Source organism: Pseudomonas sp. 57B-090624 (assembly GCF_003234055.1).
GTDB lineage: Bacteria > Pseudomonadota > Gammaproteobacteria > Pseudomonadales > Pseudomonadaceae > Metapseudomonas > Metapseudomonas tohonis.
The window spans coordinates 1-11,230 of sequence record NZ_QKRU01000117.1 but is presented as its reverse complement, the minus strand read 5'-3'; the positions used below and the strand labels follow the sequence as shown (position 1 = coordinate 11,230).

Annotated in this window: 12 protein-coding genes; 6 read left to right on the top strand and 6 right to left on the bottom strand. The window is 67.1% G+C overall.

Going from position 1 to position 11,230, the window contains the following annotated elements:
• The 5 genes from DMX10_RS30640 to DMX10_RS30620 all read right to left on the bottom strand — a co-directional run.
• Positions 1-365 (bottom strand): 5-carboxymethyl-2-hydroxymuconate Delta-isomerase (locus DMX10_RS30640; protein ID WP_111264632.1); only part of this gene is annotated, 365 nt, incomplete at its 3' end.
• 10 nt (positions 366-375) lie between these two features.
• Positions 376-1,299 (bottom strand): 3,4-dihydroxyphenylacetate 2,3-dioxygenase, encoded by a 924-nt coding sequence (hpaD, locus tag DMX10_RS30635; protein WP_074968525.1) that lies wholly within the window; start codon positions 1,297-1,299, stop codon positions 376-378.
• Between the two features lie 132 nt (positions 1,300-1,431).
• Complete coding sequence (gene hpaE, locus DMX10_RS30630) at positions 1,432-2,892, bottom strand: 5-carboxymethyl-2-hydroxymuconate semialdehyde dehydrogenase (RefSeq protein WP_111264631.1); 1,461 nt, start codon at positions 2,890-2,892, stop codon at positions 1,432-1,434.
• Positions 2,893-2,894: 2 nt separating this feature from the next.
• A complete protein-coding gene (locus DMX10_RS30625) occupies positions 2,895-3,668 on the bottom strand; it encodes a fumarylacetoacetate hydrolase family protein (protein ID WP_111264630.1) in 774 nt (257 codons plus the stop codon).
• A gap of 10 nt (positions 3,669-3,678) precedes the next feature.
• The gene (locus tag DMX10_RS30620; protein ID WP_111264629.1) at positions 3,679-4,338 is read right to left on the bottom strand and encodes a fumarylacetoacetate hydrolase family protein; all 660 of its coding nucleotides are present in this window, start codon (positions 4,336-4,338) and stop codon (positions 3,679-3,681) included.
• A 305-nt stretch (positions 4,339-4,643) separates the two neighbouring features.
• Between DMX10_RS30620 and hpaR the strand changes: the two genes are divergently transcribed.
• Both hpaR and hpaA read left to right on the top strand, forming a co-directional pair.
• Positions 4,644-5,066: a homoprotocatechuate degradation operon regulator HpaR gene (hpaR, locus tag DMX10_RS30615; protein ID WP_111264628.1), complete on the top strand. Its 423-nt coding sequence runs from the start codon at positions 4,644-4,646 to the stop codon at positions 5,064-5,066.
• 25 nt (positions 5,067-5,091) lie between these two features.
• The gene (hpaA, locus tag DMX10_RS30610) at positions 5,092-5,985 is read left to right on the top strand and encodes a 4-hydroxyphenylacetate catabolism regulatory protein HpaA (RefSeq protein WP_111264627.1); all 894 of its coding nucleotides are present in this window, start codon (positions 5,092-5,094) and stop codon (positions 5,983-5,985) included.
• A 174-nt stretch (positions 5,986-6,159) separates the two neighbouring features.
• On the opposite strand, the gene DMX10_RS30605 is transcribed toward hpaA, so the two are convergent.
• Positions 6,160-7,416 (bottom strand): OprD family porin, encoded by a 1,257-nt coding sequence (locus tag DMX10_RS30605; protein WP_111264626.1) that lies wholly within the window; start codon positions 7,414-7,416, stop codon positions 6,160-6,162.
• Positions 7,417-7,754: 338 nt separating this feature from the next.
• On the opposite strand from DMX10_RS30605, the gene DMX10_RS30600 reads away from it, so the two are divergent.
• From DMX10_RS30600 to DMX10_RS30585, 4 genes are all read left to right on the top strand, one after another.
• Complete coding sequence (locus DMX10_RS30600; RefSeq protein WP_111264625.1) at positions 7,755-8,774, top strand: TRAP transporter substrate-binding protein; 1,020 nt, start codon at positions 7,755-7,757, stop codon at positions 8,772-8,774.
• A 4-nt stretch (positions 8,775-8,778) separates the two neighbouring features.
• Positions 8,779-9,312: a TRAP transporter small permease gene (locus DMX10_RS30595; protein ID WP_111264624.1), complete on the top strand. Its 534-nt coding sequence runs from the start codon at positions 8,779-8,781 to the stop codon at positions 9,310-9,312.
• On the top strand, positions 9,309-10,631 hold the full coding sequence (locus DMX10_RS30590; RefSeq protein WP_111264623.1) for a TRAP transporter large permease: 1,323 nt from the start codon (positions 9,309-9,311) through the stop codon (positions 10,629-10,631). The genes DMX10_RS30595 and DMX10_RS30590 overlap by 4 nt, the downstream gene beginning before the upstream one ends.
• Before the next feature lie 86 nt (positions 10,632-10,717).
• A partial coding sequence (locus tag DMX10_RS30585) for an MFS transporter (protein WP_146603092.1) occupies positions 10,718-11,230 on the top strand: 513 nt, incomplete at its 3' end.

The window sequence follows — 11,230 nt, the reverse complement described above, 5'->3', positions numbered from 1 at the left end:
TGCACGTTGTTGAGCTTGTAGTTGAGCTCGGCGTCCAGCTCGGTCATCTCGAAGGAGAGGGCCAGCAGGCGCCGGGCCTGGAGCGCGGCGAAGTGGCCGCTGATCACCTCGAACAGCGCATCGGCCACCTGGCGGCGGGTGGCCAGGTCGCGGCCGGCGCCCACCTTGAGGGTCATGTGGACGAAGGCGTAGTCGTGCTGGCCGTCGGCCATGCGCCAGGTGTCCAGGCGCACGGCACGGCTGCGGATGCCGCCGAGGGGGAAGACCCCGGAGGCGCCCAGGCAGGCGTGGACCTTCTCGAACAGGCCGGGCAGGTCGGCCTCGGCTTCGATGTTGTGGGTGTATTCGGCGATGAAGTGCGGCATGGCGCGGTCCTCAGAGGCGGCTGCCGGTGGGGTTGCCGCCGGGGTTGGAGGCCTGGGCGGCGGGAATGGCCGAGCCGTCCTGGGGGGTGACCGGGAAGATGGCGTTGATCTGGCCGGTGCCGGAGGAGCCGAAGTAGGGGGTCACGACCTCTGCCTTGCCGTCGTACTTCGACCAGCCGAGGGCGCCGAGCAGCATGGCGGTGTCGTGCATGAAGCCTTCGCCATGCCCCTTCACGGCGTACTCGGGGAGCATGGCGCAGAAGTCTTCCCATTCGCCGTCCTGCCACATCTGCACCACGCGGTGGTCGAGGGTCTCCAGGAAGGGGCTCCAGACCTTGGTGGCGAACTCGGGGGCCTGGCCGTTCTGGGCGAAGCGGTGGGACAGCGAGCCGCTGGCGAGGAAGGCGACGTTGCCGTCGTAGTGCTTCTCCACGGCCTGGCGCATGGCCCAGCCGAGGCGGGCGCTGTCGTTGAGGTAGTGGGAGGTGCACAGGGCGGAGACGGAGATGACCTTGAAGTGGCGGTCGGTGTTCATGTAGCGCATGGGCACCAGGGTGCCGTACTCGGGGGCGAGGGTGGTGGCGTCGTGGGCCATGGTCTCCACGCCCAGGCGGTTGCATTCCTCGGCCAGCAGGCGGCCCAGCTCGGGGTTGCCGGGGAAGGCGTAGTCCATGTTGCTGATGAAGTGCGGCAGTTCGTTGCTGGTGTAGAGCCCTTCGAACTGGGCGGCGCAGTTGACGTGGTAGTTGGCGTTGACCAGCCAGTGGGTGTCGAACACCACGATGGTGTCGACGTTCAGTTCGCGGCAGCGGCGGCCGATCTCGATGTGCCCGTCGATGGCGGCCTGGCGGAAGCCGTGGCGCGGGCCGGGCAGCTCCGACAGGTACATGGAGGGGACGTGGGTGATCTTGGCAGCCAGAGCAACGTTGCCCATGACGGTTCTCCTGATGGCGGGCGCCTGCGGGGGCGACCGGGATTCTTGTGGTTGTGGATGCACGCCAGCTGATACGACGCCCTGGGTGCCGGGTTCCGGCACCTGGGCGTTCTGCATGAGTACCCGGCGTGGCTACACGCCCCAGCGGGGAATGTGGTGGCTCCCCATGGAAATGCACACGTTCTTGATCTCGGCGAACACTTCGAAGCTGTACTGGCCGCCTTCGCGGCCGGTGCCGGAGCCCTTCACGCCGCCGAACGGCTGGCGCAGGTCGCGCACGTTCTGGCTGTTGATGAACACCATGCCGGCTTCGATGCCACGGGCCAGGCGGTGGGCCTTGCCGATGTCCTGGGTCCAGATGTAGGAGGCCAGGCCGTATTCGGTGTCGTTGGCCAGGCGCAGGGCCTCGGCCTCGTCCTTGAACTTCATCAGGCACACCACCGGGCCGAAGATCTCTTCCTGGGCGATGCGCATGCGGTTGTCCACGTCGGCGAAGACGGTGGGCTGGATGAACTGGCCCCTGGACAGGTGCGCGGGCAGGTTGGCCGGGCGCTCCAGGCCGCCAGCCAGCAGGGTGGCGCCTTCCTCGATGCCGATGCGGATGTAGCCGGTGACCTTGTCGTAGTGGGCCTGGGTGATCATCGAGCCGACCTGGGTCTTCGGGTCCTGCGGGTCGCCGACGATCAGGCGCTTGGCGCGGGCGGCGAACTCGGCGACGAAACGGTCGTAGACGGTCTCCTGGATGAAGATGCGGCTGCCGGCGGTGCAGCGCTCGCCGTTGAGCGAGAAGATGGTGAACAGCGCGGCGTCGAGGGCGCGGTCGAGGTCGGCGTCATCGAAGATCAGCACCGGGGACTTGCCGCCCAGCTCCATGGAGTACTTCTTCAGGCCGGCAGTCTGCATGATCTTGCGGCCGGTGGCGGTGCCGCCGGTGAAGGAGATGGCGCGCACGTCCGGGTGGCGCACCAGGGCGTCGCCGGCGGTGGCGCCGTAACCCTGCACCACGTTGAGCACGCCCTTGGGGATGCCGGCTTCCAGCGCCAGGCGACCCAGTTCGTTGGCGGTCAGCGGCGACAGTTCGCTCATCTTCAGCACGGCGGTGTTGCCCAGGGCCAGGCAGGGTGCGGTCTTCCAGGTGGCGGTCATGAACGGCACGTTCCACGGGGAGACCAGGCCGCACACGCCCACCGGCTGGTAGAGGGTGTAGTTGAGCATCTGGTCGTCCACCGGGTAGCTGTGGCCGTCCATGCGGGTGCAGACCTCGGCGAAGAACTCGAAGTTGTGCGAGGCGCGGGGGATCAGCACGTTCCTGGTCTGGTGGATCGGCAGGCCGGTGTCCAGGGTCTCCAGCTCGGCCAGCTTGGGCACGTTCTGGTCGATCAGCTCACCCAGCTTGCGCATCAGCTTGGCGCGCTCCTTGGCCGGGGTGTTGGCCCACTTGGGGAAGGCCTCCTTGGCGGCGGCGACGGCCGCGGCGATCTCCTCGGCGCCGCCGCTGGCGACCTCACCGATGGCCTCGCCAGTGGCGGGGTTGTAGTTGGTGAAGACGTCTTTGCTTTCGACCTCGCGGCCATCGATCCAGTGCTTGATCATGTTCAGACCTCGTTGTTACGGGACGCGAAGAACTTGGCTTCGCTGACGATTCGGTTGACCAGGCGGCCGACGCCTTCCACTTCCACCACCACTTCATCGCCCGGTACCACGTCGGCCAGGCCCTCCGGCGTGCCGGTGGCGATCATGTCGCCCGGCTGCAGGGTCATGAAGCTGGAGAAGTATTCGATCAGGTAGGGGATGTCGAAGATCATGTCGGCGGTGGTGCCTTCCTGCTTCAGCTCGCCGTTGATCCAGGTGCGCAGCCTGAGCTTCGACGGGTCCGGCACGTCGGCGGCGTCGACGATCCAGGGGCCGACCGGGGTGGTGCAGTCGCGGTTCTTCACCCGTAGGTTGGGGCGGTAGTAGTTCTCCAGGTAGTCGCGGATGGCGTAGTCGTTGCAGACGGTGTAGCCGGCCAGGTACTGCAGGGCGTCCTCGCGCTTGACGTTGCGCGCGGGCTTGCCGATCACCGCCACCAGCTCGCACTCGTAGTGCATGTAGGCGACGTTGTCCGGGCGCCAGGTGACCTGGTTGTGGCCGGTGTAGGTGCCGGGGGACTTGATGAAGGCCAGCGGCTCGGTGGGGGCCTTGAAGGCCAGTTCGGCGGCGTGGTCGGCGTAGTTAAGGCCCAGGGCGAACATGGCGCCGGTGGCCGGCGGCAGCCACTCGACGGCGTCTTCCGCGAGCAGGCGGCCGTCGGCCAGGCGGACGGCGTTGCCGTCTTCGACCGTGACCGCGTGGATGTCGCCCTGGTATCGGATGCGTGCGTGTTTCATCTGCGTCTCCTTATTCCGCGACCAGGGTGCTGGTGAGCCGGCCCAGGCCTTCGATCTCCACCACCACTTCATCGCCGGGGCGCACGTCGACGCGGCCCTCGGGGGTGCCGGTGATTAGCACGTCGCCTTCGTGCAGGGTCATGAACTCGCTGATCTCGGCGATCAGTTGGGGAATGCTGCGCACCAGGTTGGCGGTGGTGTTTTCCTGGCGCAGTTCGCCGTTGACGAAGAGGCGCAGGGGCAGGGCATGCGGATCGGCGATCTCGCTGGCCGGCACCACTTCGCTGGCCAGGGGGCAGAAGCCGTCACGGCACTTGGCCTTGACCGCCGGGCGGTAGTAGCTGTCCTCCGGCAGGCTGAACTCGTTCACCACCAGGTAGCCGGCGACATGCGCCATGGCGTTCTCGGCGCTGACGCGGCTGGCGTTGCGGCCGATCACCACGCCCAGGGCCGGGCCCGGCTGCAGGCGCTCGACGTCACGCGGGTAGGGCACCGGCTGGCCGTCGCCATTGCGGGTGTTGGAGGTCTTGATGAACAGCACCGGCTTGACCGGCGGCTTCTGGTAAGGCGGTTGGTCGAACTCGGCCAGTCGGCTTTCGAGCAGGCCCTGGTAGTTCAGCGCGACGCCGAACAGGGTGCCGGTAGCGACTTCGCTGGTTGCGCGACGCATGGGTTCACTCCTGAAGCAGTGGGGTCATCCCCGGATAAAAGAAGGTGCGCGCTGACGGTGGGAAGCGGCACCCGAAGTCATTTCGTTAACATGCTAACTTTATAATTAATATATTAACGATGATCAAGCCCTACCAAAGGACGATTCGATCGTTGAGCCATTAGAAACCCCGGCGCGGCCGGCGGATTGTCCATTCCTGCCAGGCGCTTGACCTTCCGTGACAAGGCGGTCGGGAGGGCGCATGGGGTTTGCTTCGCGTCGCCGGTTGTTGCTTAAATCCGCCATCGCGTTAATCCGGAGCACACATGGCAACGCCCAGACCTTCCCTGACCCTGACCCTCCTGCAGGCACGCGAGGCGGCGATGGGGTTCTTCCGCCCGCTGCTCAATCAGCACGGGCTGACCGAGCAGCAATGGCGGGTGATCCGCATCCTGCGGCAGAACGGCGAGATGGAGAGCCACCAACTGGCGCACCAGGCCTGCATCCTCAAGCCGAGCATGACCGGCGTGCTGGTACGCATGGAGCGCGACGGCATCGTCCGCCGCTGGAAGTCACCCCAGGACCAGCGCCGCGTCTATGTCGGGCTGACCGAGCAGGGGCAGCAGTGCTTCGTGTCCATGAGCGATGGCATGGAGAGCAACTACCAGCGCATCCAGGAGCAGTTCGGCGAGGAGAAGCTGCAGCAGCTGCTGGGCCTGCTCAACGAACTCAAGCAAATCAAGCCTTGATAGTGATCGGGTGAGGCTGCGGACCATGGCGTCTTCCCCGATCCCCAATATCGACATCGGCCAGGTCTACGACCAGCGCTACGCCGATGCCGACGTGCACTACGAGCAACTGGGCCGGCTGGCCGACTTCTTCGGCCGCAACATGCCGGTGCACCGTCACGACCGCTTCTTCCAGGTGCACTACGTGAAGAGCGGCTCGGTGCGCGTCTACCTCGACGAGCTGCAATATCACCGCCAGGGGCCGCTGTTCTTCCTCACCCCGCCGACCATCCCCCATTCCTTCGTCACCGAGGCGGACGCCGACGGCCATGTACTGACGGTGCGCCAGCAACTGGTGTGGCCGCTGCTGGAGGCCGGGCGTGGCCTGGCCGCCGGGCCGCAGATCGGTGCCGTCTGCGTGGCCTTCGACGAACTGGACGAGGGCTTTGCCGCCGAGGTGCGGCGCCTCGACCAACTGTTCGACTACCTCGGCGACGAGTTCCGCAGCCAGCACTCCGGCCGCGCGGAAAGCCTGGAGGCGCTGACCCGGCTGATCTTCATCAGCCTGCTGCGCCTCTCCACCCGCTCGCTCAAGGCGCAGCCTGCGCGGCGTGACGACTTGCAGTTCTTCCACCGTTTCAACGCGCTGATCGAGGAGCACTACCCCCAGCACTGGGCACTGGCCGAGTACGCGCGGCAGATCGGCGTGACCGAGGCGCGCCTCAACGACATCTGCCGTCGGGTCGCGGGCCTGCCGTCCAAGCGCCTGGTGCATGAGCGCCTGATGCAGGAGGCGCGCCGGCTGTTGCTGTTCACCGGCCGCTCGGTGAACGAGATCTGCTACCAGCTGGGCTTCAAGGACCCGGCCTACTTCAGCCGCTTCTTCTCCCGCCATGCCGGCATCACGCCCGGCGAGTACCGGGCGCGCAACGGCGGGTAGGTTCGTGCCGGCTCCGTTCCCGGGCCGAAGCCCAACGTTGCCAGGCCGAACATCGTGCGTTGGGTCTCGCTGTGCTCGGCGCCAACCTACGGCACGGCCCCTAACACGAAAGGTGGACCGATGAAGCGCGGTCCACCCTACGCCGGCGCTGTGCCGCAATCCCCCGTGGGGCAATCAGAACAGCGGCAGGGTGTAGCCGATGATCAGGCGGTTTTCGTCGACATCGGTGCGCAGGCCGTCGCCGGAGCGGAAGGTGGCGTTGCGCAGGCGGATGTTCAGGCCCTTGAGCGAGCCATCCTGGAAGGTGTAGACGAGGTCGGTGTCGCGCTCCCATTCGCGGCCGTCCTGCACGGTGGCGGTCTGCACGTTCCTGCCGCTGACGTAACGGGTCATGAAGCTCAGGCCGGGCACGCCGAGGGCGACGAAGTCGAAGTCGTAGCGCGCCTGCCAGGCATCGGTCTCGGCCTTGGTGAAGACGTTGAAGGTCACCAGGTTCACCGAGTAGGGGTCCAGCCCCGGGTAGGCGAAGTCACCGTCGCCGGAGAGGTTCTGGTAACCGACGCCGACCTTGTGGGCGCCCATGCCGAGGGTGACCATGCCGTTGAAGAAGCGGTTGTCGATGCGTCCGCCGTCCACCCGCGCGGTGCTGCGGTAGCGGTGCTCGCCGTCCTCGCCGGTGTCGAAGTAGCGCAGGTCGGTCTTGAGGGTGATGCCCTCGCCGAGGGTGGCGTTGTGCACCAGGCCGAGGTAGTGCTGGCGATAGATGTCCTGCATCTGTGCGTGGTAGTAGCTCAGCGTCAGTGCCGGGCTGAGCGCGTAGCTGCCGCCGAGCAGGTCCAGGTGCGCACTTTCCACGCCGCCGTAGTTCATCTCGTCGTTGCTCGACGAATCCCGCAGGTTGATCTTCTCCAGCCGCCCCAGGTTGAGCGTCAGGCCGTCGAGCTCCTGCGAGGTGAGCAGGCCGCCGGCGTAGGTGGAGGAGAGCAGGCGCACGTCGTTGTAGGCCGCCACCGGCAACTGCGGCTGCAGGGTGCCGATGCGCAGCACGCTCTTGGAGGCGCGCAGCTTGGCGGTCAGGCCCAGCTCGCTGTAGTTGTCCTCGGGCTCCAGGCTCTGGGCGCCATAGGCCAGCAGGCCGGTGCCGCGACGGTCGCGGCTGGAGTCGAGCTTGATCGCCACCTGGCCGATGGCGTCGAGGCCCACACCGATGGTGCCTTCGGTGAAGCCGGACTCGTAGCGCGCAGTGAAGCCCTGGGCCCATTCCTCGGCCTTGGCCTGGGGCGCGCCGCCCTGGCGGAAGTCGCGGTTCATGTACATGTTGCGGGCCTCGATGCTGGCCTTGCTGTCCTTGACGAGGTCCGCGTGGGCGCTGCCGGCGAGGCTCGCCAGCAAGCAGGTGAGTACGGGGGCGGAGCGTATTTTCCTGGTCATTGTTCTTGTCTCTAGGAAAGGTGTGTCGGAGGGCCTTCGCCACGGGCTGGCCGCTGCGATGGCCCGGGCAATCTAGTCATTAATTAAAATATTAACAATATCCATGACTGGTCCGTGCGGAGGCGTAACCTGATAAACAACATCACTAATGATTTTTAAGTAACTGAAAAATAGAGAATAAATATTCTTGATAAATCACTTTAGCTTTTCGTATACCCGCCAGGTCCGCTTCTTTCTGTTGACAGGCAGGCGATAAAAATTAATGTATTAACGGTATTCGCTTCCCATGCCGCCAGCGCCCACACGCATGGCTACAACAACAAGACGGAGCTATCGCCATGAAATCCCTCGCAATTCCCGCCCTCTGCGCGGTGCTGTTCGGTGCCGCCTCGGCCCATGCCGAAACCATCACCCTCAAGGTCGCCCACTTCCTGCCCTCCACCTCCAACGCCCAGGCCAACATCATCGAGCCCTGGTGCGAGCAACTGCGCCAGGAGTCGGGCGACCGCCTGAAGTGCCAGCTCTACCCCTCGATGCAATTGGGTGGCACGCCGGCCAAGCTGGCAGACATGGCACGCAACGGTGTGGCGGATATCGTCTGGACGGCCCCGGCCTATTCCGCCGGCAAGTTCCCCCGGGTCGAGGCGCTGGAGCTGCCCTTCGTCCTGCCCATGGGCGGCCAGGCCGGCAACGCGATCATCTGGGACTTCTACGAGCGCTACGCCCGCGACGACTTCAAGGGCTACAAGGTGCTGGTGGTGCACGGTGACGGCGGCATGAGCCTGCACACCCGCGGCAAGCCGGTGCGCACCCTGGCCGATCTCGCCGGCCTCAAGCTGCGTGCCTCCAGCCGCACGGCGGCGAAGACCGTGGAAAGCCTGGGCGCGACCCCGGTGAGCATGCCGCCGGCGCAGATGACCGAGGCGATCTCCAAGGGCGTGGTCGACGGCGCACTGGCCGCGTGGGAGGTGGTGCCGGCGACCAAGCTGGACGAGGTGACCCGCTACCACAGCGATGTGCCGGCCGGGCAGCCGGCCTTCGGCTACACGGTGCTGACCCTGCTGATGAACCAGCGCCGCTTCGACAGCCTGCCGGCCGACCTGCAGGCGATCATCGAGCGCAACAGCGGCAAGGTGCTGTCCGAGCGTTTCGCCACCGCCTGGGACGCGGCCACCGCCAAGGCCCACGACGCGACGCCGGCCGACGGCCTGGTGGTGCTGGACGACGCCGCCTACGGCGAGATGCGCAAGGCATCCGATGGCGCGGTGCAGGGCTGGATCGACGAGGCGGATGCCAAGGGCCTGGACGGCAAGGCGCTGGTGGAAGCCGTGCGCACGCTGGCCGGCTCGGGGCACTGAGGCCATGAAGGAATCGCTGCATTTCGATCTCGACGCGCGCGATCAAGAGGGCCTGGTACGCCGGGCCCTGCTGCGCCTCACCCATGGTTTCGCCCTGGCTGGTGGCGGCATCATCCTGGCCCTGGTGGGCATGTCGGTGGTGTCCATCGTCGGCCGCAAGCTGTTCTCCGCGCCCATCCGTGGCGACATGGAACTGGTGGAGGTGGGGGCTGCGGTGGCCATCGCCGCCTTCCTGCCGTTGTGCGAGCTGCGCGGCACGCACATCCGCGTGGACGCGCTGACCCACTGGCTGCCCGCCGGGGTGCGCCGGGCGCTGGACGCGTTCGCCCATCTGCTGTGCTGCGCGGTGGCCTGGCTGCTGGCCTGGCGCACCAGCCTGCAGATGCTCGACAACCGCGAGTTCGGCGACGTCACCACGCTGCTGTCGATCCCGTTGTGGATTCCCCTGGCGCTGATCGTGCCGAGCCTGGTGCTCCTGGGACTCTGCGCCCTGGCCCGGGTGGCGCGGGTGCTGGGCGGCGCGGGGGGTGAGGCATGAGCGGCCTGGCCCTGGGGCTGATCGCGCTGGCGATCACCATGACCCTGTTGCTGCTGCGCGTGCACATCGGCCTGACCATGCTGGTGGGCGGCGCGGCCTGCTTCTGGGCGGTCAACGACGGCGACCTGTCGAGCCTGCTGTTCACCCTCAACGACCTGGCCTATTCGCGCCTGTCCAACTACGACCTGGCGGTGATCCCGCTGTTCGTGATGATGGGCCAGTTCGCCACCCACGGTGGCCTGTCGCGCTCGATCTTCCGCTGCGCCTCGGCCTTCATCGGCCACTGGAAGGGCGGCATGGGCATGTCCGCCATCGGCGCCTGCGCGGGCTTCGGCGCCATCTGCGGCTCCTCCCTGGCCACCGCGGCGACCATGAGCCACGTGGCGCTGCCCGAGCTGCGCCGGCACAACTATTCCGGGCGCCTGGCCACCGCCACCGTGGCGGCCGGCGGCACCCTGGGCATCCTCATACCGCCGTCGGTGCCGCTGATCATCTATGCGGTGCTGACCCAGGAATCCATCGCCAAGCTCTTCGTCGCCGCCGTGGTACCGGGGGTGATCGCCATCATCGGCTACGTGCTGGTGCTGCGGATCATGGTGGCACGGGACGAGTCCCAGGCCACCGTCTCGCCCAGGGCATCACTGGCCGAGCGCGGCCGCGCGCTGGTCAGCGTGCTGCCGGTGATCGGCGTGTTCCTGGTGGTGATCGTCGGCATCTACGGCGGCTGGGCCAACCCCACCGAGGCGGCCTCCATCGGCGCGGCGGCCTGCGGCATCCTCGCCTTCACCCAGGGCGGCATGCGCTGGAAGGGCATGCGCGCCAGCCTCCTGGGCACGGCGGAAACCTCGGCGATGATCTTCCTCGTGCTGCTGGGCGCGGACCTGCTCAACTCCGGCCTGGCGCTGACCCAGATGCCGGGCGAGCTGGCGGCCTGGGTGATCGGCAGCGGCCTGGCACCGATGCTGGTGCTGCTGGTCATCCTCGGCCTTTACCTGGCGCTGGGCTGCGTGATGGATTCGCTGGCGATGATCCTGCTGACCATCCCGATCTTCTACCCGATGATCATGGGCCTGGATTTCTTCGGCCTGAGCGAGTCCGACAAGTCCATCTGGTTCGGCATCCTCGCGCTGATGGTGGTGGAGATCGGCCTGATCCATCCGCCCCTGGGCATGAACCTGTTCATCGTCCAGCGCGCCGCCGGCGACGTGCCCTACGGCGAGACCGCCAGGGGCATCGTGCCGTTCCTCTGCTCGGACCTCGCCCGCATCGCGCTGCTGGTGGCCTTCCCGGGCCTGAGCCTGTGGCTGCTGAGCCTCTGATCGTCCCTCGCTGCACCTGGCCGCCTGCGGGCGGCCTTTTTTCGTCCGCCATCCCCACGCTCCCTCGAACGCCCTGGAACCTGCCCATGACCGCCCACCCCAAGCGCCTGATCCTGCTGCTCGCCGCCCTGGTGGCCTTCGGGCCGCTGTCCATCGACATGTACCTGCCCAGCCTGCCGCTGATCGCCCGTGACCTGGGGGCGCCGGAGGCGCGGGTGCAGTTGACCATCGGCGTGTTCCTCGCCGGGCTGTGCCTCGGGATGCTGGCCTACGGGCCGCTGTCGGACCGCTTCGGCCGGCGGCGCCTGCTGCTGGGCGGCATCGCGCTCTACCTGGCGGCCAGCCTGGGGTGCGCGCTGGCGGTCGAGGTCGAGCACCTGCTGGCCTGGCGCCTGCTGCAGGCCCTGGGTGGTGCGGCGGCATCGGTGCTGGCGCGGGCCATCGTGCGTGACCTGTTCCCGGTGGGCGATGCGGCGCGGGTGCTGTCGCTGATGCACCTGGTGACCATGTTCGCCACCCTGGTGGCGCCGCTGCTGGGCGGCTACCTGATGCTGCTCGCCGGCTGGCGTTCGCTGTTCCTGCTGTTGATGGCCTTCGCC